Raw genomic sequence first — 25,785 nt, forward strand, 5'->3', positions numbered from 1 at the left:
CTCCTGATCGGAACACCACTGTGCACACCTTCGGCCACAACTGCTCCCGGGCGGCTCGCCGCCTCTTCCTTGTCGGCGCGCTCACCACGCTGGTGCTGCTCGGTCTCGCGGGCCCGGCGGACGCCCACCCCTTCGGTACCCCTCCGGTCGCCAGGATCAAGGCCGACGGGAAGGCGGTCGAGGTCGTCTGGTCGGCCGCCAAGGACGACCTGGCCGTACTCCGCACGGTCTCCGACAGGGCGGGCATGTCCCAGGCGCGGTACCTCGGCTCGCACATCACGCTGCGCCAGGACGGGCGGTCCTGCCCGCTGGACCGCGCGGACACCGCACACCTCGCCGACGCGGGCGCCCGCCTGCGCTACCACTGCCCGGAGCCGGTGGCCACGGTCGCCATGACCATCACCGCGCTGAACGATGTCGACCCGAAGTACCGCACGATATCCGTCACGGAGTCGGGCGGCGGCGGTCTGCACACGGCCGACGAGCCGACCCGTACGCTCGCGCCCGGCGCGTCCGGCCGAGGCGATCCGGACGCGGCGGCCGGGCCCCAGGAGCCGTTCAGCGTCTGGACCACTGACCTTTCCCGACTGCTGGAACACCGTGCCGTACTGCCCCTGGCGCTGCTCGTCTCGGCCGCGGTGGGGGCCTTTCACGCCTGCGCCCCGGGCCATGGGAAGACGCTCGCGGCCGGGTTCCTCGTGGCCGGCCGGGGGCGGGCGCGGGAAGCGGTGTGGCTGGGCGTCATCGTCGCCGTGATGCACACCGCGTCCGTCGCCACGCTCGCCGTCGGATGGTGGCTCGCCGCGGCGAGTGCCCCGGACATCGCGGCGCTGACGGGTTGGCTGCAACTGACGGCCGCCCTGGTCGTGGTGGGGGTCGGGGTGAGCCTGCTCCGGCGCCACCTGGGCAACCGGGGCCATGCGCACGGCCACGACCACGGACACGCGCATGGCCACGACCATGGGCACCGACACCCGCACAGCCATGGGCACAGCCACCATGCCCCCGCCGGTTCCCTGCTCACCTGGCGCGGCATCCTGCTGCTCGGCACCTCCGGCGGTCTGCTGCCCTCGCCGTCGGCGTTCCTCGTGCTGCTCAGCGGGCTGCTGACCGGCCAGGTCGGGACCGCGGTGCTGATGGTGGCGGCATTCGGTTGCGGTATGGCGCTGACCCTGACCGGTGTCGGCCTGGTCGTACTCCGGGGGCGCGACGCCCTGCTGACACGCGCCTCCCACTCGCCCACGCTGCACGTGTGGACGCGGCGCGCACCCATGGTCTCCGCCGTGGCCGTCGTACTCGGTGGGAGCCTGGCCTCCGTACTGGCCGCGGGACGCGTCCTGGCCCCCTGAGGCTCAGGTGGGCGACTCCCGGCCGGAAACCGGCGTACTCATCGACCATGATCAGCGGGCCCCGTGCGCCAAGGGCAGGCGGGCCCAATACGTGGTCCCACCCGTGTGACGACGGGCACCGTGAGTGGTGGCGAGGGCTTCGACAATGGCCAGGCCGCGCCCGTGTTCGTCATGGGCACAGGACGACGCCCAGGCCCCCTCCCGTGTCGCGGGGCCGCCATCGGTGATACCCACCCACACCCGACGAGCCGTGTTCTCGCGGGACAGGTGCAGGGTGAGCGGCGGCCGGGCGTGCTCCACGGCGTTGGTGACCAGCTCGGACACCACGAGCAGCACCGAATGGGCGGCATCGTCGCCGATCTGCCAGGTGCTGAGCATGGACCGGGCGATGCGGCGGGCGTGAGCGACCGCTTCCGGGCCGTGCGCCAGCCGACGCGATGTCCGGTCGACGAAACGGGGATCGCGTTCGAGGCGGGCTACGTCCTGGCCCCTGTCGCGAAGGCCGTTGCCGCCGGTGGTACACGTCGGCGTGGGTATCGCAGGTGCGGCCTGTTGCGTGGTTTCCATCGTCCTTACCAGAGGTGGACGGCACAGCGGTGGAACACCTCTCACACTGCGCAGGGCCTCGTCGTGGAGAGAAGGGGGACACTACGCGGACCGATACCTATGCGCTGCCTACGTTCTTCACCGACCCGCATGAGTTCACGATCTGTGAAGGTGATGTCGCGCTGTGTGATGTGGCGGCAAGCTGCTCCTGAAGCGGCGATCAGCCGGCCTCTTGACGTGTCGCCCAGGCGGCGATCTGGGAGCGGGAGGTGAAGCCGAGCTTGGTGAGGATGTGCTCGACATGGCCTTCGGCGGTACGCCGTGCGATCACCAGTTTCGCGGCGATCTCCTTGTTGCTCAGCCCCTGCGCGACGAGGTCGGCGACCTGCCGTTCGCGGGGGGTCAGCGGTGCGGACGCTGCCTCGGCGGGTGGTGGCACCGCGGCCGCCTGCTTCTCCTCCAGGGCGTAGGTGACCGCTTGCTCCAATGTCAGCTGCCTTCCGCCGTGAAAGGCGAGCGTGAACGCCTCGTCACCCATCTCCTGGCGCAATGCGGCCTCGCACCGCTGGTGGCCGGTGAGCAGATGGCCGAAGCCGGAGAGGGCAGAGCCGGACACCTCCCAGGTTGCCTGTGCGGCACCGAGCAGCGTGGCGGCCCGAGCGCCGCGCCCCTCCTTCATGGCGCACCAGCCCAGGACTTCCAAGCACTGGGCAATGCCGTACTGGTCGTGTGAGAGCGGCTTCTCCCGCAGCGCATGACGGACGAGTGTGGCGGCGCGCCGTGTGCTGCCCTGTCGGTATTCCTCCAGGGCCAGTGCCCACCGCGCGTGGGTGCGGGACCACTCCGCCTGGTGGGTCTCGCACAAGGCAAGGCATCGCTCGGCATGCTCGGCCGCCCGAGCGTCGTCGAGGTTGAAAAAGGCGGTGGTCAGCATGAAGGCGGTGACTGCGGCCGAGCCGGGGTCACCTGCGGCCATATGCCGGCTGAAGGCGTCTTCCAGCGCCGGGACCGCATCGCGGAAGTGCCCGCGGAACAGCGCACTCAGCCCTTCGATGGTCACAGCGGCACGGGCGAGATCCGGATGGCTCCGCAGCTCCTGGGGCAGGCTGCGAAACTGCTCCAGCCGTGCCGCGGCCCCATCGCCGTCACCCTGGAGGAGCGCGAGCAGGCCGTCGACGTACAGGGCTTTCGCTGTGACAGGGCTGGGCTCCGCGTCCAGGGTGAGTCCCTCGGACAGCCAGCGGCGCCCCTCCCCGAGCGAGCCGAAGCCGAGCCGGTGGCTCCACATCGCGGCGGCGAGCGCCAACCCGCTACGGGCCTGGCCGGGATCACTCATGCAGAACGCCAGCGCGGCACGGAGATTGGGATGCTCGGCGCGCAGTACGCGGAACCGCTCGAACTGGCCGGGGCCGAACCACTCGGCCTCGGCCTGATCGGCAAGGCCGTGGTAGTAGTCCCGATGGCGTGCCCGCAGGGTGTCCTTCTCACCTGACGCCGCCAGCCGCTCCAGTCCGTACTGGCGCAATGTCTCCGGCAGCCAGTACCGCATCCGTGCGCCGTGCTCTTCACACCCCAGTACGGACTTGTCGACCAGATCCGTCACCAGATCGAGCACCTCGGACCGTTCGATGCCGTCACCGCAGCAGACAGCCTCGACCGACGGAAGGTCGAAACCGTCGGAGAACACCGACAGACGTGACCACAACTGTTGCTCACGCGTCGAGCACAGCTCGAAACTCCAGTCGATCGCCGCGCGCAGGGTTCGGTGACGCGGAAGCGCGCTACGCGATCCGCCGGTCAGCAGGTGGAAACGGTCATCGAGGCGGTGCAGGATCTCTTCGACCGACAGGACGCGCGTTCTTGCCGCGGCCAGCTCGATAGCCAGTGGCATTCCGTCCAAGCGTCGGCAGATCTGCGCGATCGCCTGGGCTTTGTCCGCGGTGACCACGAAGTCGTGACGGACGGCGACGGCACGGTCGGTGAACAACCGCACGGCCTCACACTGTCCCGGCGCCTCGGATGCATACACTTCGCCCGGCTCGGGCAGCGACATCGGCGGCACAGGCAACGGACGCTCCCCGTGCACACCGAGCGCTTGGCGGCTGGTCGCCAGCACATGCAGATCGCGAGCGGCGCCCAGCAACGTGGCCACCAGGGATGCACACTGCTCGAGCAGGTGTTCACAGTTGTCGAGGATGAGCAGCAGCCGCTGGTCCACCAGGTAGTCCGCCAGCATCTCCACCGGCTCGCGCCCCGACTCGTTTCCGAGCCTGAGCTTGGCGGCAACCGCCTGAGCCACCAGCGTTTCCTCCTCCAGCGTGGCCAGCTCCACCAGCCACACGCCGCCCGGGAAAGAACGGTGTACGTCGGCGGCGACACGCACGGCCAGTCGGGTCTTGCCGATACCGCCCGCGCCGGTCAGCGTCACCAGCCGGCCGGACGACAGCAAGTGCCGGACTTGAGACACTTCCCGGCGTCGACCGACGAAGCTGTTCATTTCCGCAGGCAAGGTGGATGCGTCTCGCACGGCAGCGCCCATGGTCGCAGCCTAGGCCACGGCCGCCGCACCGCCCCGAGAGACAGCGCGCGGCGGAAAAACTTCACGGTGATGCCGTGATCCGCCGATGCGTCCGGTTGACCAGTCTTGGTCCCCGGCAAGTCTGTTCCGTCCGGCGCTGATCACCGGGCGGACCCTCGACGAGTTCAGGGAATTGATGGCAATGACGGATATTGTGCTGGTTCACGGGCTGTGGGCGGACGGTTCGAGCTGGAGCGAGGTGATCCCCAAGCTCCACCAAGCTGGGCACCGGGTGCAGGCAGTGCAACTGCCTCTGACGTCGGTGGAGGAAGACATCACCCTGGTCCGGCAGCTGGTGGACCGGTTGCCCGGGCCGGTGGTTCTGGCGGGGTGGTCCTACGGCGGCGCGGTCATCACCAACGCGGCTCAGGGGGCGGCGAATGTGTCCGCCCTGGTGTATGTCGCGGCGTTCGCGCCGGACAAGGGCGAGAACGGCAACGATGTTCTGGCCCGTTTCCCCTCGCCGGTGGCTGAGGCACTGCGCCAGGATGAGCAGGGCCGGATGTGGCTTGACCCCGACCAGTACGGGCCGGTGTTCGCCGCGGACCTGCACCCGTCCCGTGCGGCGGTGCTGGCCAGTGTGCAGAAGCCGGCTGCGCCTGCCTGCTTCGAGACCCGCTCGGGTGAGCCGGCGTGGGCGTCTGTTCCGTCGTGGTACGTGGTGGCCGAGGAGGACCGGGCGCTGCTGCCCGCGGCGCAGCGGTGGATGGCCGAGCGTATGAAGGCGATCACCACGTCTGTTCCCGCGAGCCATGCCGCGCCGCTGTCCCACCCGGAGCAGGTCGCCAAGGTGATTGATTCCGCGGCCCGGTCCGGCTCCCGCACCGCGTGACCACCATTCAGCACGAGAAGTGAAGGAAGTGAAGGCGGTCGTTATGCATGCAGCGCAGACCGGTGCGGTGGGAACCGGGCAGGTGAAGGAGCAGAGTCTGCTGCGTTTGGCTCTGAAGCTGGACGGGGCGGTGTCCGGGGCGGTTGCCGTGCTCAGTCTGCTGGGCGCGCGGCCGATGGACGGGTTGCTGGGCCTTCCCGCGTGGCTGCACTGGGCACAGGGCGGGTTCCTGGCGGTCTACGCGGCTGCGCTGTGGTACGCCGCCACCCGGCCGAGGGTGATCCGGTGGATCGCGGTCGGCGCGGTGGTTCTCAACGTCGTCTGGGCAGTGGGCTGCCTGGCGCTGGCAACGGCCGGCTGGTTCCCCGTGACTGATCTCGGGACCCTGTATATCGGTTTCATCGGCATCGCGGTCGTGGTCTTCGCCGCGTTGCAGGTGGCCGGACTGCGGAGAGCCGCCGGGTGACACCGATGCAGTGAAGGGCCGGCTCTGCGGGCAGAGCCGGCCCTGCCGCCGTGGGGTGAGCATCCGCGGTGTGAGTAGTGAGATGCGTATTCCTCCCCTGCCCGGTGCCCCGGACGGGCGGCCATGGTGGTGCGGATCGCCGGGTTCCACCCCCGGGGAGATGGCCGCATGTGCGGTGGGTCTGCCGTGTGAGGGGCTGACCTGATGGGGCGTCTAGTGGGGAGGAACGGTCATCACTGTGACGGAGCCGTGTGAGCAGTCATGTCCGCGGTACCGGGCCGCGCGTGCGCTGCACGATGAGGATGCGCCGCCCGAGGAGATCGCGAGGCACCTGCTGGCCGCCGAGTCGGCCGGTGAGCCATGGGTGGTGAGTGTGCTCCGGGCCGCTGCCCGTGCTGCCACGGAACGAGCAGAGCCCGGCGTTGCCGCCGACTACCTCCGCCGGATTCTGCACGAGCCGCTGTCGCCGGGCGAGCGTGCCGTTGTGCTGGCGGAGCTGGGCCAGATCGAGGCGGGCTTGCATCCGGCGGTTGCGGTGCGTCATCTCACCGAGGCGCTCAGCCTTCTCGGCCATGAGAACCCGGCGCGGCGGCTGGAGGTGGTGACCGTTCTTGCCGATGCTCTGACCCGTTGTCGCCGTGGATGCCAGGCAACCGAAGTGCTCGACCGCGAAGCCCATGCCTTCGTCACCACCGGATCACCCCGCCATGACCTGGCCGCGCGTCTGCACCTACAGCGTCTGCTGATCGATGCGGACGACCGGGCGAAGCGGCCTCACCTGGCCCGGGAGGTTGCGGAGTTCGAGGGACGGTATCCGGACGATGAGATGGTCCAACGGGGGACGGCGGCCCTTCGCGCACGCTGTGGAGCGGACCAGGAACCGGATGCTGCTGCGATGGCCACTGAGGCCCGCCGGGCGCTGAAAGGTGATCTTTCGCCAGGCGTGATGATCACAGTTGCCGGGTTGGCCGTGCAGGCGCTGACCTGGTGCGGCCAGGACGAGGAAGCGGCCGTGTTCATCGACCGGCTGGCCGCTCATGCCCAGCGCGATGGCGAGCCGCAGGCCCGGATCTGGGCGTCGCTGAACAGAACCGAGCACGCCTGGCGCACCGGTGACCTGCACACGGCGATCGACACCGGCCGCACCTGTCTGGAGCTGCTGTCCTCCTCCCGTGGGGACAACCGACTGGCCCTCGTCACGGCCCCCCTGGTACGGGCTCTGGTGGAATGCGACCAGGCCGACCAGGCCGTACCTCTTCTCGCCGTGCCCGACGGCAACCGCTTGGACGGCGTCTGGCACGGCAGTCACCTTCTCGAAGCCCGCGCGCGGCTCTCCCTCGCACACGGTCACCTCGAAGACGCCCTGGCGGACCTCCTTGCATGCGGACGTCGCCAGACGGAGTGGCGACGGGACAACCCGGCCGTGCTGGCCTGGCGCTCCCAAGCTGCCCTCGTCCACCTGGCCATGGGCGACCACGCATCCGCCCAACGCCTCGCGGAGGAGGAGCTCCACCAGGCACGTGCCTTCGGCACACCGCGGGCTGTGGGCATCTCCCTGCGCGCCGCCGGGCTCACTGTGCGCGGGGGGCGGGGACAGCGTTTGGTGGAGGAGTCCGTCGGACTGCTGGACGAGGCCGGGGCCACCCTGGAACAGGCACGCTCGCTCATCGACCTGGCCACCCTGAGGTTCGAATCCGGCCATATCCGCCTGGCGCGCGAGCTGGCTCGCCGCTCACTCCAGCTCGCGCAGTACTGCGGTGCGACGGCACTGAGCAACCGGGCCCTCGACAGGCTGCGGACTTTCGGGGGCCGCCCCCGCAGCCTGCGTACGGTCGGAATCCAGGCCCTGACCGAAAGCGAACGCCGGGTTGTGGTCCTGGCCGCCCAAGGTCTCACCAACCGTGAGATCGCCCAGGAACGGTTCATCACCCAGCGCACCGTGGAAAACCACCTCACCAGTTCGTTCCGCAAACTCAACATCACCGGGCGACGCCAACTCCCCGAAGCGGTCCGGAGCCTCGACGTTCGCCTCTGAGCCCGGCACGCAGAGCCGAGAGCGGGCCCGGAGCTGGGGAGGGCAGGTGCTGCGCGACGCCGACAGGCGAGCCGAAACTAGGCGATGTCCCAGACTTGTCGAACCGCTGCGGAGTTGGCGTGTCAGTAGCACGCCAGAGTGTGCGAGTTTGCTCAACGTGGGGAATCGAGAGTGAATCCGGGCACCACGATGTCATGTGTATGCTCGGCCTCAGGGACGTATTACTTCGCCGCCCTGACCCGGTCCGTACAGAGATAGCCGCTCACGAGCAGCCATCGCTTTTCAGCCACCGCTTTCTGTGGGACGCAGGGCATGCCGTGACGGCATCATGGCTAGCCGCAGGTGAGGTTGGTATGTGCAAGGGATCGGAGAGTGGTGGACTTGCTATCGGAATGTGAAACCGAATTTGTCTGGCACGATCTGGCGTTCCGAGTCCGCGCCGAGGGCCCGGGAGTTGTCGATTACATCAGCAGTCAGCACCAGCTCGCTCGCACCGATGTGAACCCGGTGGTGACGCGGTTCGACATCTCGGCCGTGAGTTCTCCGTCGCGGCTCGCGGAACTGACCGGGCCACCGGCGACCGAGCGCCGGGAGTCGTGCGCGGGATGGTGGTACGACTGCCACCGGCGCGAGGACGGGGCGTTCGTCATCGTCTCGGGGGAGGGGCACGAGTTCACGCACGCCCTGGTCACCACGGACTTCCGCGCGTGGGAGATCGTCGCCGCCCAGGAGCACGAGCTGGGGCTCGTTGTCACCCGCACCATTCGGGAGTTGGTGCGCGAGCACTTCGTCGGCCGTGGCGCGCTCATGCTGCACGGTGCGGCGGCCGTCATGCCCGACGGCACCGGACTCGTCCTCGCGGGGCTCTCCGGCGCGGGCAAGACCTCCACGGCCGTGCAAATCGCCCGCGCCGGTGGTTACTGCGTGGCCACCGACCGATCCCTGCTGCTGGCCGGCGCCGCGGGATGGACCGTGATCGGCCTGCCCTTGTCCACCCGGCTCACCCGCGAGGCGGCGCTCGGTCTCGGTATCGCTCCCGATGAGCGGGACACGCTCATCAGACATGGCGAAGCGGCCGTGCGCAGGCCGGATCCCAAGGGCAAACTCTCCCTCAGCAACGGGGAGATGCACCGCCTGGCAGGTGTCGAGTTCGCGGCGTCCACCCGGATCGACCAGCTCGTGGTGCTCGAGAACACCGGCACGCCCCGGCCCCTGTCCAGGCCGCTGCCCGCGGCGCGGGCCGTGACCGCGCTGGCCGAGCATGTCCTCGTGCCCGACACGGCCTACCGCAGCCGGTGGCTGTCGGCCGACCCGAGCCCCGAGCCGGCCGACGACCCCACGGGACGGCTCCGCGCCTTGGCCGCTGCCGTACCCGCCCGGCACGGTGTGTGGACACCGGCGACCTACGGGAGGGACACCCTGACAGCCTGGCTGACCACATCAGCCGACGACACCACCGAAACGACAGGAGTCCGTCTGTGACGGCCCCTCAGATTCGCTACAGCGCCCGTGCCCTGCTGCTGGACGAGGACGGCAAACTGCTGCTGTTCTCCAGCGTCGACGAGGGCGGCACCTTCTGGTACCCGGTGGGCGGTGGCATCAAGGACGGCGAGTCCCCCGAGGCCGCCCTCCGCCGCGAGGTCGAGGAGGAGACCGGCTTCACGGAACTCGCGATCGGTCCCCAGATCTGGTACCGGCAGGCCGTGGCCTCCTGGGGAGGGAACACCTACGACTGCCGCGAGCGCATCTATCTCTGCCGGGTGCCCCACTTCACCATCGACACCAGCGGTTTCAGTCAGGGAGAGATCGACACGGTCACCGGCCACCGCTGGTGGACGCTGGACGAGCTGGATGCCACCGCGGACCGGTTGGTGCCCGCCGACCTGGCGCCGCGGCTGCGCGCCGTCCTCACCGACGGCGCCCCCGCCGGGCCCGAAGCCGTCGGCAGCTGACCGCGGGACCGGAGGACAGGCGTCGCCGACCCGGTGAGGGCGCCGGGCCCCCGTACCGGCAAACGCGCGCCTGTTGTCGCCGCCACTCCGATGCCGATCACACACATCCGGTTCCGGATTTGGAAAAGGTTTTAGCTCCACGCTCCGACAACCCTTTTGCAGGGTCATTCTTGTGCAACGGGACGGTCAAATGCTCGCGTGATAGCAGCCATTGCGCCCCCGGTTCGGGTTGTCCGGCGCCGGAAGATTCTGGGTGAATCCCTAGAGGGGGATCGGTTATGCCCGTCACGCGATTGCTCCGGTGGATAAACATGGTGAGAACGGCCCGGCTGTTTTTCGGTCCCGGCTGCGTGCGATGCCTCAACGCGCCGAGAGCAACCGTGCATTGGTCGTCACGCAAACATCCGGAGGGAAACCTTTGAGTAGCAACGCGATCAGGGTCGCGCTGGTCGGCGTCGGTTCGTGCGCCTCCAGTTTCGTCCAGTCCGTGGCCCTGGACCGGGAACAGCCCGGCCCCGCCAACGGTGTGATGCACGAGTACATCGGTGGTCACCGGCTCGGCGACGTGGAATTCGTCGCGGCCTTCGACGTCGACAGCGTGAAGGTGGGCCGGGACCTGTCCGAAGCCGTGTACGCCGGCCGCACCGCCGCCGTCCGCCACGTGGATGTGCCGCACCTGGGCGTCAAGGTCCAGGCCGGCCCGCTGCTCGACGGCCTCGACGGCGCGCTCAGCGATGCCGTCAGCACCCATGCGGACGTCGGCCACGCCTCCCCGGCGTCCCTGGCAGCCGCCCTGGCCGACGCGCGGCCCGATGTCGTGGTCTGTCTGCTGCCCACCGGCTCCACCGAGGCCGTCGCCACGTATGCCAGGGCCGCTGCCGAGGCGGGGGCGGGCTTCGTCAACGCCACCCCCGAGCCGGTCGCCAACGACCCCGAGCTGGCCGCACTGTTCGCCGAGCGCGGTGCCGCGCTCCTCGGTGACGACCTGCGCAGTCACCTCGGGGCCACCACGTTGCACACCGCCCTGATCGAGTTGTTCCAGAGCCGTGCTGTCGAAGTGAAGGACAACTACCAGCTGAACGTCGGCGGCAATACCGACTTCCTGAATCTCTCCGACCCGTCCAGGTCCCGCTCGAAGCAGGTCTCCAAGCGCAAGGCCCTCGCCAACGCCGGTATCGACTCCCGCGAGGTCGCCGCGGGACCCAACGGGTTCGTCAAGCACCTCGGCGACCGCAAGGTGTGTTTCCTGCGCATCGAGGGGGAGAGCATCATCGGCGCCCCCGTGCACATGGAGTTGCGCCTGGAGGTCGAGGACAGCCCCAACGCCGCCGCCGTGCTGGCCAACGCCGTCCGCGCCGCGCACAGCGCCGCCCGTCAGGGCATGGTCGGTGTCATCGACCCGGTCTGCGCCTTCCTCTTCAAGAGCCCCAAGACAGGTGCCAGGGAGTCCGAGGCGCTGCACGACTTCCAGGCGTTCGTGCGCAAGTCGGCGGAGCACCACGCCCATCAGGCGGTGGACCGGAGTGCCTGACACCGCCACCTGGCTGCCCGGGCACAACACCACCGTCGCCCGTGTCCTCACCCGGGAGTACGGCCTCGGCGCCCACACGACGTGGTCCCTCGACCGGGAGAGCGTCAACAGCCTCTGGCGCGTGGAGACATCAGACGGGCAGTACGTGCTCAAGCGATTGGGGCGGGACATCGCTCCGCGGTGGCTCGCCTTCGAGGGGGCGGCGCTGCCCCGGATCGCCGCCGCCGGGATCCCCATCGCGCCGCCGCTGCCGACCGCCACCGGAGCCGGCTCGGTGGTCCACGACGGTTCCGTCTGGCAACTGCGGCCCTGGCGCCGGGGCAGGCCCTTCGACTCCGCCCGGCCGGGCGATATCGAACAGGTCGGCGCCTTCCTGTCGGCGCTGCACCGCGTCCCGGTCGAGGGACTGCCCGCGGACGGTCACTGCTCCACCCGGAACCTGGAGTTCTGGCTCGCCACCGAGCGGCCCCCGCACGAGGTGCTGGACGAGGTGGACGAGATCGCCGCCCCGTATGTCAGCGCCGCCGTGCGCGCCGCCGCCCGGCGCGCCTTCTCCGCGGTGCTGTGCCGGGCCCGGACCGAACTCGCCGGGTACGCCGGCCTTCCCGAGGTCCTCACGCACGGCGAGGTCGCCGGTTCCAACCTGCTGTACTCCGACAGCGGGGAGCTGGCCTGCGTTCTCGACTGGGACGCGCTGCAACTGCGGTCCCGCGTCTACGACATCGCCCGGGGGCTGCTGTTCCTGCCCCGGCGGGCCCGCGGCAGCTTCCAGATCCTGTCCGACCGGGCCCGTGCGGTGCTCGACGCCTCGACGGCTCACCAGCCGCTTGTGCCGGATGAACTCGACTCCCTGATACCCGTCCTGGAGCTGAACTTCGTTCCGTCGCCCGACTACCTCCGGCAGGTCACCCGGCACACCCCGGGCCACTTGGAGTGGTACCTGGGCTGGCGGGCCGAGGGCGCCGCATCGGTGCGCGGCATCCTCTCGGACGTCATCGCCACAGCCGCGCGGGGGGCAGAGCGATGACACGGTACGTATGCCGCACTCCCCGGCATGCGGTGGCGCTGGACGTGAGTCCTGACACCGCCGCGTACGTCCGTGAGCTGCTCGCCCCGTATGTGACCGTCGCTCCCGCGCCCGAGGCGTCAGCAGCCCGCTGGCGGATCGGGATCGCGGACGGGGAGCGGCCGACGGGGGAGGAGGCGTTGATCACCAGCGCCACCGAACCCCTCACCCGGCTCTGGTACGACGGAACGGCCCGCGAGGTGCTGTTCGACCCGGCGATGCCGCACGACTTCCTGCGGTACAACTTCGTCCGCTTCACCCGCATCCTGCTGCGACTGATGCACACGGCGGACCCGGAGGTCTTCCTGCACGCGGGAATGGTCGCCCATGGCGGGTCCGGTGCGCTCGTCCTCGGCGCGAAACGGGCGGGGAAGACCTCCACCGTCTTATCCGCCCTGCGGTCGGGGCACCACTTCGTCGGCAACGACGACGTCTCCGTCCACGCGGACGGCGGATGGACCGGACGCGGCTGGCCGCGACGGGTGTCCGTCCGGGGGGACACCTTCGCCGCCGTCGGCCTGCCCGGGGACACCGACCGTGTGCTCCACCCGTCGGAGGTGCGCGACGCCGTGGGCGGCCGACCGTTGCTGGCCGAGGCGCGGGTGGGAATCCTGGTCTTCCCGCGGTTCCACACCGAGCCCGAAGTGGTGCCCCTCGGCCCGGACGAGACTCTGGACCGGTTGGTGGCCAACGAGTTGCCCACCCCGGTCAAGCACGTCGACTTCCTGCTGCCGTTCTTCGACTCCGTCACGCCCTCCGGCCGGCGGGGCCTCCTCGCCCGTCTCGCGGCGGAGGTGCCCGCCTTCGAACTGCGGCAGCGGTTCTCCGCCTTGCACGACGGAACCCGCGCACTGACCGGGCTCCTGGCCGGGCACACCCCCGCACCTCTCGAAAGGCAGGGAACGTGAGCATGTCCCCAGGGGACCGTGCCGGGGCCGCCCCCGCCGCCGGGAAGGGTGTGCGGCCGTGGCGCTGACCGGCAACAGGGTGTGGGTGGTCGGCCCGTCGGGCGCGGGCAAGAGCACGGTGGCCCGCGCTCTCGCCGAGGCCCGGGGCCTGCCCCACTACGAGCTGGACGCGATGTTCTGGGCACCGGGCTGGCAGCGGCGCCCCGAGGACGAGTTCCTCGCCGGCATCGCCGCCCTGGACCGCACCGACCGCTGGATCGCCGACGGCCAGTACGCCTCGGCCCACCCGGTGCTGGAGGAGCTCGCCGACACCGTCGTCTGGGTCGACCCGCGCCGCTCCGTGACCACCGCGCGGCTGCTGCGCCGCACCCTGCGACGGCTGCGCACACGGGAGGAGCTGTGGAACGGCAACCGCGAACGCCCCGGCAGCGCCGTAGGGCTCGTGCTGTGGGCCCACCGGGAGTTTCCCGTGGTCCGGCGCACCAACACCGCCCTGTTCACGCGTATGCGGGCCCGTTCCGTCCGCTGTCTGCGGTTGCGGACCTCGCACGACATCCAGGACCTACTCACGAAGGAACGGGTATGACGCGACTCGCGCTCCTCGGCGGGCAGCCCCTGCTGACCCCGGCCGAGCGGCCCGTGTGGCCGCACATCACCGAGAAGGACATCGAGGCGGTGACCGCCCTGCTGCGGCGCGGCGAGATCTCCTACAACGGCAGCGAGGGCGAGGTGCGGGCCCTGGAGGACGGCTACCGGCAGCGCCTCGGCGTGGTTCACGCCCTCGCGGTCAACTCCGGTACTTCCGCCCTGCATTCGGCCTTCTTCGGCCTCGATCTGCGGCCCGGCGACGAGGTCATCGCCCCGGCCTACACCTTTCTCGCCACCGCCATGCCGGTCTTCGCCTGCAACGGGGTGCCGGTTTTGGCCGATGTGGACCCCGACACCGGCATCCTGGACCCCGACGGGCTGGCCGCCCACCTCACACCCCGCACCAGGGCCGTCGTGGTCACCCACCTCATGGGCTTCCCCGCCGACATGGAGCGCATCACCGATTTCGCGTGCGAGCACGGCCTCGCGGTCGTGGAGGACTGTTCCCAGGCCCACGGAGCGGCGTGCTCGGGCCGCCCGGTCGGCCGCCACGGCGATGTCGCCGCCTTCAGCCTCCAGGCCAAGAAGCAGGTCACGGCGGGTGAGGGCGGCATCCTGGTCACCGACGACCGCAGGATCTACGAGCGCGCGGTGCTGCTCGGCCACTGCCTCGACCGCGGCGAGGAGGACGTCACCAGTGAGGAGTACGGTGGCTACGGCCGGACGGGTTTCGGCCTCAACTACCGCATTCACCCGGTCGGTTCGGCCCTCGCCCGGGGTGCCCTCTCCCGGCTCGACACCGTGTTGGAAGGCCGGGAGAAGAACTGCGACCGGCTCGGCGCCCCCCTGAGGGACATCCCGGGCATCACCCCTCCGGTGCGGCAGGCGCACGTGGACCGCGTCGCCCACTACGTGAGCTACCAGCCCCTCTACGCCGCCGAGGAGCTCGGCGGCCTCCCCATCGACGTCTTCACCGCCGCCGCCAGGGCCGAGGGCGTCCCGCTGACCCGGCCCACCTCACCCCCACTGCACCGGGAGGCCGCCTTCCGCAGCGCGTCCTGGCATCCCGGCACGTACCACCCCGGCGACAGCACCTACCGCCGCTACCGAGGCGACGAGTTCCCGGGTGTCGACGCCTACCTCTCCCGTGTGCTGCGGCTGCCCGTGTACTCCGAGGAGCGGGGCGACCTGATGGACGCCTGGGCCGAAGGCATCCGCAAGGTCGTGGACAACGCAGGGGAACTGCACGACCGGTACGCCGCCGGTGCCCTCACCGTCCAGGACCCCGCCCGCACCGCACAGCACTGACCGGCTTGAAGCACCACCACGGTCCCGGGCGCCGGTGCGGGGCCGATCGGCGTCCCGCGCCGCCACCGCATCACTGCTTCTGCACCGCCCTGACACGGAGGAAGTCCTCATGTCCGTCGAGAACAGCTCCCGCTCCATGCTCGCGCGCGGTCTGTGCGTCCTCCGCTCCTTCCGGCCGGGTGAGCCGGAGCTGCCGTTCTCCGAGATCGCCCGGCGGGCCGAGATGCCCAAGGCGACGGCCCACCGCATCATCGCCGAGCTGGTCAAGGAGGGCATGCTGGAGCGCGGCGAGCGGGGACTCAGGCTCGGCATGGGCCTGTTCATGCTGGGCGCCCGGGTCCCCCGTCAGCTGATGCTCCGCAACATCGCCGTCCCCTACGCGAAGCAGCTGCACCGCATCACCCGTGGTAGCGCCTTTGTCTTCATCGCCGACCCCACCGGGCCGGATGCCGTCCTGGTGGACACCGTACGGCGTACCCACGGACCCGACCACGGACCCGGCCACGGACTCGCCATGGAGGAGATGCGGGCCTCCGACCGGGCCGCGACCAGGATCTTCCACGCCTTCGGGGCCGAGGACGACACGGTGGTGCGCGGGCGCGCGGTGCACCGGGATGCCGAGACGGCCCGGGCGCGGCACCAGGGTTTCGCGGCCGTCCGCGGCGCGTCCGGCGCGGTCGGTGTCGCCGCCCCGGTGCTGACGGCGGCCGGGGCGGCCGCCGGGGCACTGGCCGTCGCGGGGCCGCGGGCCCGGCTCGAAGTGGCCATGGCTGCCGCACACCTGAAGACCGCGTGCGCCGCGGTCTCCCGTGCCATGCAGCGCGATCCCGAGCTGGTGACCGCGTCGTGAGGCAGTGTTCCGGCTGCCGGAACGTCCGTTGAACCGGGCCCCGGGCGCTTGGCAGGCTGACCCGGTCCGCGGAGCGCCGGGTCCCACGGGTCGTCGGGCGGTCCCTTCGATGTCACCCCACGTCCCTGGCGGGCCTGTTTGTTCCACCACCCCGTCACCCTCCCGTGCGGCGCGTGAGGACGCGCGGCCGCCGCAGACCAGGAGCCGCCGGCGTACGCCGGAGCAGGACAGGAAGAGATGGCCATGCTGTCGATCGAACGCGACTCCCGCACCGTCGAGGACCTTCCCTACGAACTCGTCGAGCGCAAGGGGGTGGGCCACCCTGACACCATGTGCGACGCCATGGCGGAGCGCATGTCCCGCTACTACTCCCAGTACTGCCTGAAGGAGTTCGGTGGCGTCGCCCACCACTGGTTCGACAAGGTCACGCTGTACGGCGGCGGCGCGGACATCGACTTCGGCCGGGGTGAGATCACCTCCCCGTACCGCGTCAAGGTGTTCGGCAAGGGCGCCTACCGCGTCGGCGCCGCCGAGATCCCGGTGCGCGACATCATGTTTCGCGCCGCCGCCGACGTCCTCTCCGAGGTCACCACCGGCTTCCGGCCGGAACAACACCTGGTGATCGAGCTGGGCATCGTCGACCACCAGGGCTCGGGCCGCGGTGTCTCCCGCTACCAGCCGTCCTCCCCGGAGGACTTGGTGCAGCTGGGCGCCGCCGGACTCGTCTCCAACGACACCAACCTGCTGCACGGATACGCTCCGCTGTCGCGCCTGGAGACCGTGGTTCTCGGCCTGGAGAACCTCATCAACGGCGCCGGCTTCAAGAAGCGCCACGCCGACACCGGCTGGGACGTCAAGGTCTTCGGCAGCCGCCGTCAGGACGCGTTCAGCCTCGTCGTCAACATGCCCTTCCTGGCGGCCGATATCGAGTCGATGGACCAGTACTGGGCCCGCAAGGCGGTCATCCAGCAGGAGCTGGAGGCGTACGTCGCCTCGCTCGGCATCCAGGACTGCCGCATGCTCATGAACGCCACCGATCGCAACGGCCGTCCGTACCTCACCGCGATCGGCTCCGTGGCCGACACCGGCGATGTGGGCGTCGTCGGCCGCGGCAACCGCGTCAACGGTCTCATCACCCCGATGCGCCCGATGAGCATCGAGGCGCCCGCGGGCAAGAATCCGCTCGACCACACCGGCAAGATCTACAACGTGATGGCCATGCGGCTGGCCCGACAGGTCCACGAGCGGTTCGGCGGCCCCTCCCAGGTGCACATCTTCACCTCCAAGGAGGCCCCGCTGGAGCGTCCCGACGAGGTGGTCGTGACCTCCCCCGACGCGGACGAGGCCGCGCTGAAGCAGCTGGTGGAGAAAACGGTCGCAAGCTCCGGCGACCTGACGACGGAACTCATCGAATCGGGTGTCACGCTGTGGTGACCCCTGAGCGGGCCCGCTTCCTGTCGGCCGAGGCGCTGGACACCCGGAGCCGCGCCGACAGCGGCAGACCGGACACACCGGCCCCCGAGACCGGCAGTCATGTCGCGGTCCTCGTCAAGCCCGAGGTCATGACCGCCCCGCACGCGGCCGCCACACTGGCGGAGGCGGTCGGGGCACTCGGCCGCCAGGATGTGGCCGTCCTTCGCTGCGCGGTGGTCCCGGCGGCGGACTTCGCCGCCCGCGGCGACCTGTTCCTGCACTACCCCCGACTGCACCGGGTGGCCGCGGACGGAGCCGCCGCCCTGACCCCCGACGCCCGCGGCGCACTCGACGCCCTGCGGGAGCGCACGGACGTGGCCCAGGTCCTCGCGGCCTACGAGGCCATGGCCCACGGGGGCCTGTCCCCGCGCGCCCTGGAAGAACGCTGCCGGGGCGCGGGCATCCACAAGCTGGGTTCGGGCTCGTACGCCTCGGTCACCGAGGTGAACGGCCGGCCGGTGACGGTCCTCAACGGCTTCCTGCCCGCCCTGAGCGAGGGCTACCGCGCCCCGGACTCCCTGGTCGGCCTGCTGGAGTGCCACAGCGAGCGCCCCGTGGCGGAGCTGCGTGGCCACGTTCTCGGCGAGTTGCACCCGTTGCGGGCCCACCCCGGCTCACTGCGCGGCACCCTGGGCGCCGTGGCACGCGAGCACGGCATCGCCGTGTCGGAGGGACGCAACGCCGTGCACCTGTCGGCGGGCCACCTGGAAGGAATGTTCCAGAACTGGCGGTACTTCTCCGCCAAGGACGGGGACGGCCTGGACAGCACCCCCCTGGGCCGGTCCCTGGCGGGTGCCGGTGTGAACCTGGGCGCCGTGGCCGCGCTGGCCGCCGACCGGGACCTCACCGATGGCATGGGGCGGACGCTGGCCCCGCACGGCGCGACCGAGCACCTGGACCGTGACGAAGTCGTCCGCCTCGTCGGACAGTGGGTCACCACCGCGAAGGAGTGGGCAGTATGAGGGGCCGGACACGTGGACTCGCCGGACGCACCGCGATGGTGACCGGCGGAGCACAGGGCATCGGTGCGGCGGTCGTGGAGCGACTGTGTTCCGAGGGCTGCCGGGTGCTGGTCTACGACAAGAGCGAGGAGCACGGCCGGGCCTCGGTCGCGGCCTGGACCGCCCAGGGGCACCAGGTCCATCTGGTGGTCGGCGACGTGATGGACGCCGCGGCGGTCACGGCGGCCTTCGACGGCCTCCCGGAGGGCTGGCAGCGGCCGACGCTCCTGGTCAACCTCGCCGCCGGATTCGTCTTCAAGGGTCTGGAGGCGACCGCGGCGGACTGGCATGCCGCCCTCGACCCGACCATCATCGGACTCTCCCTGGTCACACGTGAGTTCGTGGCGGGTCTCCCGGAGCGTGAGGCCGACGCGGCCATCGTGAACATGGCGTCGATATCGGCGCACATCTCGCAGAGCGGCTATCTGACCTACAACACCGGAAAGGCCGCCGTGCTCGGTTTCACCCGTTGCACGGCCGAGGAACTCGCCCCGCGCGGGATCCGCGTCAACTCGGTCAGTCCGGGCACCGTGTGGAACGCCAACAACGAGCGATTCCACCGCGAAGCACTGGGCCTTGACCGGGCGACGGCCGAGGCCGCTCCCGAACACGGTGGAAAGTTCCTGCTGAAGCGCTTCGCCGACCCCGAGGAGATCGCGGCACCGATCGCCTTCCTGCTCTCCTCCGAGGCGAGCTTCATCACGGGAACGGACCTGCCCGTCGACGGCGGATACCTGGCGGTGTGAGCCGGTGATCGACCTTCACACCCACCACAACCGGTGCGGACACGCCACCGGTTCGCTGCGCGACTACGTCATCGCCGCTCTGGACAAGGGGGTCACGGTCCTCGGCCTGTCCGACCACACCCCCATGTTCGCTGAAGAAGCCGACCAGGCGCTGCCCCCGGTGGCGATGCCCAAGTCGGAGTTCCCCTCCTACATCGCCGAAGCGCTCGCCCTCAAGGAGGAGTTCGCCCACAGCATCGAGATCCTCGTCTCCACCGAGGCGGACTTCTTCCAGGGCCGTATGGACCCCTACTCGAAGGCGCTGGGCAGCTACCCGCTGGACTATGTGATCGGCTCGGTCCACATGTTCGAGGGCCATGACATCTTCGACACCACCCGCTGGGAGAACATCGAGGACGGCGAACTGGCCGCGGTCAAAGGACGGTACTTCCGCGCCATCGCGGAGTGCGCCCGCTCCGGGCTCTTCCAGGTCATGGGGCATGTGGACGCTCTCAAGGGCAACCACCCGAAGCTCGGGGCCGTCCCGGCGCCCGCCGCGGCGGACGAGATGCTCCGGGCGATCCGCGACTCCGGCGCCGTGATGGAGATCAACACCTCCGGCAACACCAAGAGGTGCGGCGGCTGGTACCCCGAACACGACCTCCTCGAGCGCGCACACCACTTCGGAGTGCCCATCACCTTCGCCTCCGACGCGCACGTTCCCGAGCGGGTCTGCGACCAGTACCCGGAGGTGGTCCGGGTGCTCCACGACATCGGGTTCCGCACCTGGACGGTGTTCCGGCGCGGTACGCCCCGCACGCTCTCACTGGCCTGACGCTCCGCCGCCCCCGCCGGTCCGGGCTCGCATACCCGGCCGGCCGGGGCGTCCGGGCGTGGCCCGGAAGGCGGCGAGCCCTTGATCCACTCGGCAGGACGTCGACTCACTCGGCGAAAGAGAAGTGGCCGTTCCGCCTGGCGTGTATCTGCAACCTGGTGAACGCGACAGCGGCCGCGCCCAGCCAGCACGCGCCGGCCAGCACCGCCCAGCCCGCGCGCAGGGCGATATCACCCGCACCGGCGTGAGCGGCCACACCCCGGACCGCGGCCAGCGTGTGGGTGAGGGGTAGGGACTGCGCCACCACGCCCACCCAGTCGGGCCAGAACGACACCGGCACCTGCACACCGCAGATCGCCATCATCACCAGGTAGCCGACGTTGGACACGATGTTCCGTGCGTTGGACGCGGACAGCACGAACGCGGCCAGGAACAGCCCTACGCAGTAGGTGGACACGGCGGTGAGCAGGACCAGCCCGACCAGCACCGGCACCTGCCCCGGTGACCAGGTGACGCCGAACAGCGGGCCCAGGCCCAGGAGCGCCACCAGGGACGTGACGGTCCCGCTGACCGGCCACTGAAGGCTCCGGCCGAAGAACACCCAGATGAGCCGGGCGGGCGAGGCCGCCAGCAGCGGCAGCGTTCCCTGCCGGCGCTCCCAGGCACTGGAAGTGACGACGGTCATGGCCTCCACCACGCAGGTCATCACGGAATTGCCGACGACCAGGTAGTGAGCCGAGGCGGACGAGTGGAGGGCCAGGCCCATGGTGGCGAAGAAGGTGACCTGAGCCAGCATCCGGCCCAGCCAGCCGAAGGTCCAGCTCCGCCATGTGTAGGTGGCGCGGAAGTCGGCCACCGCGTTGGCGGCGCTGTAGCGGACCACGTGGAAGGACGAGGTCAATGCGGACAACGAGGCTCCTCGTCGGTGGTGAGGTTCATGTCAGCGCAAGCGTGCCGGTGCGCCTGACTCTGCGCAGGATGGCGCCGATCAGCAGCGCTCCCGATACCGCACCCGCCACGCCCAGTCCGACGATGGCGGCCAGAGCCGTCCACCAGTGTCCGGCAGGACCGGAAACCGAGGCACGCAGCAGATCCGAGCTCCAGGACAGGAACACCAGGCGGCTCAGCGGACGCAGCCAGCCGGGCAGCTCGGCCACCGGCACCAGCAGCCCGCCCAGCAGGTAGAACGGATAGGTCAGGGTGTTCTGGAGCACGCGGGCGGAGGGCATCAGGACGAACGCCGCGGAGAGCAGGCTCGCCGTGCCCGCCATGGCCAGCGACGAACACACCAGACACGACACGAACACCAGCGGATGCGCGATGGTCAGCACCACCCCGAAACACGACCACGCCACCAGCCACGACTCGGCGAAACAGACCAGGGCGACCGAGGCGACCGCGGTCAGCCTGCCCAGCACCACGGTGGCGAACCGGGCCGGAGTCGCCACGATCGCCTCCAGCGTTCCACGGTTGCGGTCCTGACTGATCAGGTCGCCGGCGGTGAGCAGGGCCAGTGACCACAGCGACATCAGAACGGGCGCGAGCACCGCGGACGCCGTGAAGTCAGGCCGGTGCGCATGCACTCCGATGGAGACGAAGACCAGCGTGAACAGCGGTGCCGTGACCAGGACATGAACGGTGTCGGGTTTACGACGGGCCAGCGCCAGCTGGAACCGGAACGCCGCGGTGAACACCCTCATGAGCGCACCGCCATCCCGCGCCGCCCGATGTAGTGCAGATACACGTCCTCGAGACTGGGCCGCACCGTGCCCAGTGAGGTGACTCCGGCATTCACCAGCACCTGGAGCACCTGCCGGGTGACGTCGGACGACTCGGTGTCCACCCGCAGCCGTCCCGCCGACAGTCTCTTCACGTCGGCCACCCCGGACAGTTCGGAGATCTCGCCTACGGCACTCTCCGGTACGTCCTCCGCCTCCACCGATTCGAGACTGCTGAGCCCTGCGGAGAGTTCGCTGGGGCGCTCGGTTGCCAGCAGTGTTCCCTTGTCCATCAGCGTGACCTGGTCGCACACCGCCTCGGCCTCGGCCATGTCGTGGGTGGTCAGCAACACGGTACGCCCCTCGAGGCGCAATTGCTCGACGAGGGAACGGAAGTCGTGCGCGGCGACCGGGTCCATTCCGCTGGTGGGTTCGTCGAGCAGCAGCACCTGGGGATCGGCGACCATGCCCCGCGCGAGGTGCAGACGCTGCTTCATGCCGCGCGAGAATCCATCCACCCGCTCCTCGGCGCGATCGGCCAGGCCGACCCGTTCCAGCAAGGCGTCCACCTGGCGGTGCAGCGCGGCACCGTGCACACCGTGCAGCGCGCCCCAGAGATTGAGGTTGGCACGCGCGTCCAGCCTGCCGTAGAGCCCGCGGTCACCGCCGAAGACCACACCCACCGACTTCTTGACCGCCACCGGGTCCGCCGTCACATCGTGACCCAGGACCCTGGCGCTGCCGGCGGAGGGCAGCAGCACGGTGCAAAGGATCTTGCACAGTGTGGTCTTGCCGGCGCCGTTGGGGCCGAGAAGGCCGCGTATCTCTCCCCGGGCCACGGTGAGATCGATCCGGTCCAGTGCGGTGATCTGCCGAGAGTTCCGGCCCCGGCCACGGTCATACACCCGCGCGAGCCCCCGTACCTCCACCGCGGGCTCCGCGGTGCCGACACCGTCCACGTCGCTCATCCCTCGATCCGGGTCAGTGCCGCCATGGCGGCGGAGTAACTCTCGTGTGACACGGTCGCCTCGCCGACCAGCAGGTAGTCGCCGATCGGAGTGCACAGCAGATGGCTGCCGTCCACCACCTCGTGGCGCGCCGCCCGCCAGCCGGAGCGGTCCTGCGGGGGGTCCGGCCGCAATGCCATTCCGTACACCGGCAGGCCCTCGTCCAGGCGTTCGCGGACATCGACCGGTTGCGGATCGGAGCGGGTGATGGGGGTGTTCTCCCGCAACGCGCGCTCGTGTGCGGCCGGTTCGCGCAGTGCTTCGAGCAGACCGGTGAGCTCCGGCGCGGAGGCGTGCGGTCGGGCCAGCTCCAGCAGTTCGACCAGCTCCGGGGCACGCCGGTGACCGGCGATGAGCCGTGCGGTGACAACGGGGTCCAGCTCCGTGCGCTCCAGCAGGAAACGCACGTCCAGTATGTCCTTGGGGGAGTAGGGACGCTGGAAACGCTCCTCGGCCAGGGCGAGCAGATCGGCAAGGCGTGGATCGGACGGCAGCTCGGGGATGGCCGGGACCGTGCCGAAATCACCGGCGTACGGCAGTGTGCCGATCTCGATGTTGTGGTCCCGCTCCAGCATCGGATCGTCGGTGGGCCACAGCAGCCCCAGTTGTACGTGTTTCTGGTCGGCGTGCGGAATGAGCGACAGATCGATCGTATCCACGTCTCTGCGGGCACACACCACACGCGCCGCGGCCCACAGATCCGCTTCGGATGCGGCTATCACATCCAGATCACCGACGGGGCGCACCACCGATTCCGGATAGTACGCGGCCAGCGAGGGGCCCTTGATCGTCCGTATGTCGGCCGCGTCGGCCATCGCGTCGAACAGTTCGGCGTACCCCGCTGCGCGCAGGTGAGCGCGGTGGAGTTCGTCCCGGCTGCCGCTGCCCATGGGAACGCCGGCAGCGGCGGCCGCTGAGATCGCCAGCGGCGTATGGCTCTGCGCGAACGAGCGAGCCCCGCGCACCAGGGCGCGCACACCGTCGTCGGGGGAGAGGCCGTACAGCCTCCGCAGCGTGTCCAGGTGCAGCGTCACGAGTCCGCCCGCCAGAAGCAGTGTGTGGGCACCCACCCACGTCGGCCCAGGGAGTTCAGCACATGGGTCGCGTGGTCCCGCTCCGCGTCCTCCACGGCATGGACCACGTGGCCCACCAGCGGCAGACCGGCGGCGTGGGCCCGGTGCGCCGCCGCCGCGGTCAGTGCGGCGAGAGCGGCGCGCTGGGCCGGCCCCGGTTCGACCAGGACATCGACGAGTTCGCTGCATGCCTGACCGGTCACCTCGTCCGCCGTGTCAGTGAGCAGCGTGGCATGGCCGATCGGTTTCCCCTCCAGGACGTACAGCAGGGACACCCGGTCGGGCCGGTCCAGCACCGACTCCGCGGCCTCCAGGGCGGCCGCCTCCCGGGAGACGGGCGCCCCGGTCTGGGCGCCGGCGGTCTGGAAGGCCCGCACGAGCCACTCCCGGACCAGGCCGTCCCCCACCGCGTCGGATTCGCGCACGGCCTCGTCCACGGCCTCGTCCTCGGCGGACTCAGCCACAGTGGTCAGCTGCACATAGGTCATCTGCCGGCGCCACGGCTCGGGCAACTCCAGGTCCGCCGGTGTCCGCAACACCATCGCGGTGGCGGGGGAGGAGTCCGTCCCACGCAGGCGGGCCAGCAGGCGGGGGTCCTCGATCAGTGCCCGGTCGGCGTACTCGATCAGCGTCTGATGCGCTCCGGTGACCGGATCGGTGTGTGCTCCGGCGACGTAGCGGTGACCGTCCAGAGTGTGCAGCAGACCCGCGGCGTCGGCGGCCTTGAGATAGCCAGGGTCCGGGGCCGTCATCGTGGCTCCGGACGGACGGTGATGCGCAGATCGTCCGCGATCCGTCCGGCGGCCCGGCGGACGTCGTCGACGGTGACGGAATCGAGTTCTTTGAGTTCCTGCGTGAGCGACCAGGCCGGGCGCCCCGCGCGGATCCGCTGTGCCACCAGCTTCGCGCGCTCCAGAGGTGTTTCCCAGTCCAGCACCATGCTCATGCAGGCCTGCCGACGGGCGATCTCCAGTTCGGCCGGTGTCGGCCCGACATGGGCCATCTGGTCCAGTAGTTGCTTGACGAGGCCCACCAACTGGCCCGCATGACGGGGCTCGACACCGGCGAGCAGTCGCCACACCCCGGTGTCGGCGTAACCGCGGCTCCACGCCTGGAAGGCGTAGGACAAGCCGTTTTCGTTGCGCGCGGCGCGGTAGAACAGCGACGCCGGGCTGGAACCGAGCAGCTTGGCCAGCACGCGGTAGGAGAGCCGGTCCGGGTCGCCCGCACGCGGTGCGAGCCCTCCGCAGCAGACCCAGCAGAACTCCTCGTCGAGTGGCCACCGCGGCACCTCTTTGCGGGGGGCGACAGGAACGGCCGACGCGGGACGTGCCGCGTCGGCGGTGGCCGACGGCGCGCCGACCAGTGGCTCCGGGACGCGGGGCCCCACCACGACCAGCGTCATGGGGGCGGTGAGGAAACCGTCATGGTAGGCGGCCCGCACATCATCCAGACTCAGCGCCGCCAGTTCCTCGGGTATCCCTCCGACCGGTCGGCCGAGACCCTGGTCTCCGAACAGATCGGCGAGGAAGGCATCCTGCACCACATCACTGGGGTCCGCGGCGGCGGCGGTGAGCTCCTGCAACACCACGTTCCGCTCGCCGTCCAGCAGATCCTGGGACCACTGCGGGTCACCCACCGTGCGCTGGAGGAGTTCGGCGGTGAGGTCCGCGTCGTCCGCGTGCACCTGGGCGTAGCACAGGATGGTGTCCAGCCCGGTCTGCGCGTTGGCGTGGCCGCCTTGGCGCTCGACGTGTTCGCAGAAGGAGATGCCATCGGTCACGGGCGCCGACATCAGCAGGTGTTCCAGCAGATGCGCGATGCCACCGCCGGTCGCGGGATCGTCCCGGGCTCCGTGTGCGGCGGCGAGGCAGAAGCTGGTGGTCTGCAACCGTTCGTCGGTGAGTGCCATCACGGGCAGCCGCAGGTCGATGGTCATGGGCG

At 70.2% G+C, this 25,785-nt stretch carries 25 protein-coding genes; 16 read left to right on the forward strand and 9 right to left on the reverse strand.

The window, feature by feature from the left end; genetic code table 11:
• The first annotated feature begins 20 nt into the window (after positions 1–20).
• Complete coding sequence (locus JK363_RS14835) at positions 21–1,349, forward strand: hypothetical protein (protein ID WP_307821728.1); 1,329 nt, start codon at positions 21–23, stop codon at positions 1,347–1,349.
• A 51-nt stretch (positions 1,350–1,400) separates the two neighbouring features.
• On the opposite strand, the gene JK363_RS42410 is transcribed toward JK363_RS14835, so the two are convergent.
• Positions 1,401–1,778: an ATP-binding protein gene (locus tag JK363_RS42410; RefSeq protein ID WP_268981043.1), complete on the reverse strand. Its 378-nt coding sequence runs from the start codon at positions 1,776–1,778 to the stop codon at positions 1,401–1,403.
• A 337-nt stretch (positions 1,779–2,115) separates the two neighbouring features.
• The gene (locus JK363_RS14845; protein WP_201875337.1) at positions 2,116–4,434 is read right to left on the reverse strand and encodes an ATP-binding protein; all 2,319 of its coding nucleotides are present in this window, start codon (positions 4,432–4,434) and stop codon (positions 2,116–2,118) included.
• A gap of 85 nt (positions 4,435–4,519) precedes the next feature.
• Between JK363_RS14845 and JK363_RS14850 the strand changes: the two genes are divergently transcribed.
• Both JK363_RS14850 and JK363_RS14855 read left to right on the forward strand, forming a co-directional pair.
• The gene (locus tag JK363_RS14850; RefSeq protein ID WP_201875338.1) at positions 4,520–5,305 is read left to right on the forward strand and encodes an alpha/beta fold hydrolase; all 786 of its coding nucleotides are present in this window, start codon (positions 4,520–4,522) and stop codon (positions 5,303–5,305) included.
• Between the two features lie 19 nt (positions 5,306–5,324).
• Positions 5,325–5,771 carry a hypothetical protein gene (locus tag JK363_RS14855; protein WP_201875339.1) on the forward strand — a complete coding sequence of 149 codons (447 nt, stop codon included), beginning with the start codon at positions 5,325–5,327 and terminating at the stop codon, positions 5,769–5,771.
• Between the two features lie 259 nt (positions 5,772–6,030).
• Here the strand turns inward: JK363_RS14855 and JK363_RS14860 are convergent, their stop codons facing one another.
• Complete coding sequence (locus tag JK363_RS14860; RefSeq protein ID WP_201875340.1) at positions 6,031–6,450, reverse strand: hypothetical protein; 420 nt, start codon at positions 6,448–6,450, stop codon at positions 6,031–6,033.
• Between the two features lie 267 nt (positions 6,451–6,717).
• Between JK363_RS14860 and JK363_RS14865 the strand changes: the two genes are divergently transcribed.
• The 13 genes from JK363_RS14865 (at position 6,718) to JK363_RS14925 (ending at position 20,043) form a co-directional block, all read left to right on the forward strand.
• On the forward strand, positions 6,718–7,806 hold the full coding sequence (locus JK363_RS14865) for a LuxR family transcriptional regulator (protein ID WP_236075807.1): 1,089 nt from the start codon (positions 6,718–6,720) through the stop codon (positions 7,804–7,806).
• 534 nt (positions 7,807–8,340) lie between these two features.
• On the forward strand, positions 8,341–9,288 hold the full coding sequence (locus JK363_RS14870) for a phosphoenolpyruvate carboxykinase (ATP) (RefSeq protein WP_201875342.1): 948 nt from the start codon (positions 8,341–8,343) through the stop codon (positions 9,286–9,288).
• Entirely contained in the window at positions 9,285–9,758 is a 474-nt protein-coding gene (locus JK363_RS14875; protein ID WP_201875343.1) for an NUDIX hydrolase, read from the forward strand. Before JK363_RS14870 ends, JK363_RS14875 begins: the two co-directional genes overlap by 4 nt.
• 418 nt (positions 9,759–10,176) lie before the next feature.
• A complete protein-coding gene (locus tag JK363_RS14880; RefSeq protein WP_201875344.1) occupies positions 10,177–11,289 on the forward strand; it encodes an inositol-3-phosphate synthase in 1,113 nt (370 codons plus the stop codon).
• A complete protein-coding gene (locus tag JK363_RS14885) occupies positions 11,282–12,316 on the forward strand; it encodes a phosphotransferase enzyme family protein (RefSeq protein WP_201875345.1) in 1,035 nt (344 codons plus the stop codon). The genes JK363_RS14880 and JK363_RS14885 overlap by 8 nt, the downstream gene beginning before the upstream one ends.
• The gene (locus JK363_RS14890) at positions 12,313–13,263 is read left to right on the forward strand and encodes a hypothetical protein (RefSeq protein ID WP_201875346.1); all 951 of its coding nucleotides are present in this window, start codon (positions 12,313–12,315) and stop codon (positions 13,261–13,263) included. Before JK363_RS14885 ends, JK363_RS14890 begins: the two co-directional genes overlap by 4 nt.
• Before the next feature lie 58 nt (positions 13,264–13,321).
• Complete coding sequence (locus JK363_RS14895; RefSeq protein WP_201875347.1) at positions 13,322–13,849, forward strand: P-loop NTPase family protein; 528 nt, start codon at positions 13,322–13,324, stop codon at positions 13,847–13,849.
• Entirely contained in the window at positions 13,846–15,159 is a 1,314-nt protein-coding gene (locus tag JK363_RS14900) for a DegT/DnrJ/EryC1/StrS family aminotransferase (RefSeq protein WP_201875348.1), read from the forward strand. The genes JK363_RS14895 and JK363_RS14900 overlap by 4 nt, the downstream gene beginning before the upstream one ends.
• Positions 15,160–15,268: 109 nt before the next feature.
• Positions 15,269–16,009 (forward strand): helix-turn-helix domain-containing protein, encoded by a 741-nt coding sequence (locus JK363_RS14905; protein ID WP_236075773.1) that lies wholly within the window; start codon positions 15,269–15,271, stop codon positions 16,007–16,009.
• A 243-nt stretch (positions 16,010–16,252) separates the two neighbouring features.
• Entirely contained in the window at positions 16,253–17,443 is a 1,191-nt protein-coding gene (locus tag JK363_RS14910; RefSeq protein WP_201875349.1) for a methionine adenosyltransferase, read from the forward strand.
• Positions 17,437–18,444, forward strand: coding sequence for a hypothetical protein (locus JK363_RS14915; RefSeq protein WP_201875350.1), 1,008 nt, complete (start codon positions 17,437–17,439; stop codon positions 18,442–18,444). Before JK363_RS14910 ends, JK363_RS14915 begins: the two co-directional genes overlap by 7 nt.
• Complete coding sequence (locus JK363_RS14920; RefSeq protein ID WP_201875351.1) at positions 18,441–19,229, forward strand: SDR family NAD(P)-dependent oxidoreductase; 789 nt, start codon at positions 18,441–18,443, stop codon at positions 19,227–19,229. Before JK363_RS14915 ends, JK363_RS14920 begins: the two co-directional genes overlap by 4 nt.
• A 4-nt stretch (positions 19,230–19,233) precedes the next feature.
• Entirely contained in the window at positions 19,234–20,043 is an 810-nt protein-coding gene (locus JK363_RS14925; protein ID WP_201875352.1) for a histidinol-phosphatase, read from the forward strand.
• A 106-nt stretch (positions 20,044–20,149) separates the two neighbouring features.
• On the opposite strand, the gene JK363_RS14930 is transcribed toward JK363_RS14925, so the two are convergent.
• Genes JK363_RS14930 through JK363_RS14955 form a run of 6 tightly spaced genes read right to left on the reverse strand, consistent with a single transcriptional unit; the run spans position 20,150 to position 25,780 of the window.
• Positions 20,150–20,953: an ABC transporter permease gene (locus JK363_RS14930; protein ID WP_201875353.1), complete on the reverse strand. Its 804-nt coding sequence runs from the start codon at positions 20,951–20,953 to the stop codon at positions 20,150–20,152.
• 25 nt (positions 20,954–20,978) lie between these two features.
• Entirely contained in the window at positions 20,979–21,743 is a 765-nt protein-coding gene (locus JK363_RS14935) for an ABC transporter permease (RefSeq protein ID WP_201875354.1), read from the reverse strand.
• Positions 21,740–22,729, reverse strand: a complete 990-nt coding sequence (locus tag JK363_RS14940; RefSeq protein WP_201875355.1) for an ABC transporter ATP-binding protein — start codon at positions 22,727–22,729, stop codon at positions 21,740–21,742. The genes JK363_RS14935 and JK363_RS14940 overlap by 4 nt, the downstream gene beginning before the upstream one ends.
• Positions 22,726–23,802 carry a nucleotidyltransferase family protein gene (locus JK363_RS14945; RefSeq protein ID WP_201875356.1) on the reverse strand — a complete coding sequence of 359 codons (1,077 nt, stop codon included), beginning with the start codon at positions 23,800–23,802 and terminating at the stop codon, positions 22,726–22,728. Before JK363_RS14945 ends, JK363_RS14940 begins: the two co-directional genes overlap by 4 nt.
• On the reverse strand, positions 23,799–24,593 hold the full coding sequence (locus JK363_RS14950) for a hypothetical protein (RefSeq protein ID WP_201875357.1): 795 nt from the start codon (positions 24,591–24,593) through the stop codon (positions 23,799–23,801). The genes JK363_RS14945 and JK363_RS14950 overlap by 4 nt, the downstream gene beginning before the upstream one ends.
• Positions 24,590–25,780, reverse strand: a complete 1,191-nt coding sequence (locus JK363_RS14955) for a M16 family metallopeptidase (protein ID WP_201875358.1) — start codon at positions 25,778–25,780, stop codon at positions 24,590–24,592. Before JK363_RS14955 ends, JK363_RS14950 begins: the two co-directional genes overlap by 4 nt.
• Between the last annotated feature and the right edge of the window lie 5 nt (positions 25,781–25,785).

The sequence above is a fragment of the Streptomyces coffeae genome, assembly GCF_016741875.1.
In the GTDB taxonomy this organism is placed as follows: Bacteria; Actinomycetota; Actinomycetes; order Streptomycetales; family Streptomycetaceae; genus Streptomyces; species Streptomyces coffeae.

Excerpts from the sequence above, each read along its gene's own strand:
- JK363_RS14845 (WP_201875337.1), bottom strand. The coding sequence starts at position 4,434 with ATGGGCGCTGCCGTGCGAGACGCATCCACCTTGCCTGCGGAAATGAAC.
- JK363_RS14850 (WP_201875338.1), top strand. The coding sequence starts at position 4,520 with ATGCGTCCGGTTGACCAGTCTTGGTCCCCGGCAAGTCTGTTCCGTCCG.
- JK363_RS14860 (WP_201875340.1), bottom strand. The coding sequence starts at position 6,450 with ATGGGCTTCGCGGTCGAGCACTTCGGTTGCCTGGCATCCACGGCGACA.
- JK363_RS14865 (WP_236075807.1), top strand. The coding sequence starts at position 6,718 with ATGATCACAGTTGCCGGGTTGGCCGTGCAGGCGCTGACCTGGTGCGGC.
- JK363_RS14890 (WP_201875346.1), top strand. The coding sequence starts at position 12,313 with ATGACACGGTACGTATGCCGCACTCCCCGGCATGCGGTGGCGCTGGAC.
- JK363_RS14900 (WP_201875348.1), top strand. The coding sequence starts at position 13,846 with ATGACGCGACTCGCGCTCCTCGGCGGGCAGCCCCTGCTGACCCCGGCC.
- JK363_RS14905 (WP_236075773.1), top strand. The coding sequence starts at position 15,269 with ATGTCCGTCGAGAACAGCTCCCGCTCCATGCTCGCGCGCGGTCTGTGC.
- JK363_RS14910 (WP_201875349.1), top strand. The coding sequence starts at position 16,253 with ATGCTGTCGATCGAACGCGACTCCCGCACCGTCGAGGACCTTCCCTAC.
- JK363_RS14920 (WP_201875351.1), top strand. The coding sequence starts at position 18,441 with ATGAGGGGCCGGACACGTGGACTCGCCGGACGCACCGCGATGGTGACC.
- JK363_RS14935 (WP_201875354.1), bottom strand. The coding sequence starts at position 21,743 with ATGAGGGTGTTCACCGCGGCGTTCCGGTTCCAGCTGGCGCTGGCCCGT.
- JK363_RS14940 (WP_201875355.1), bottom strand. The coding sequence starts at position 22,729 with ATGAGCGACGTGGACGGTGTCGGCACCGCGGAGCCCGCGGTGGAGGTA.
- JK363_RS14950 (WP_201875357.1), bottom strand. The coding sequence starts at position 24,593 with ATGACGGCCCCGGACCCTGGCTATCTCAAGGCCGCCGACGCCGCGGGT.
- JK363_RS14955 (WP_201875358.1), bottom strand. The coding sequence starts at position 25,780 with ATGACCATCGACCTGCGGCTGCCCGTGATGGCACTCACCGACGAACGG.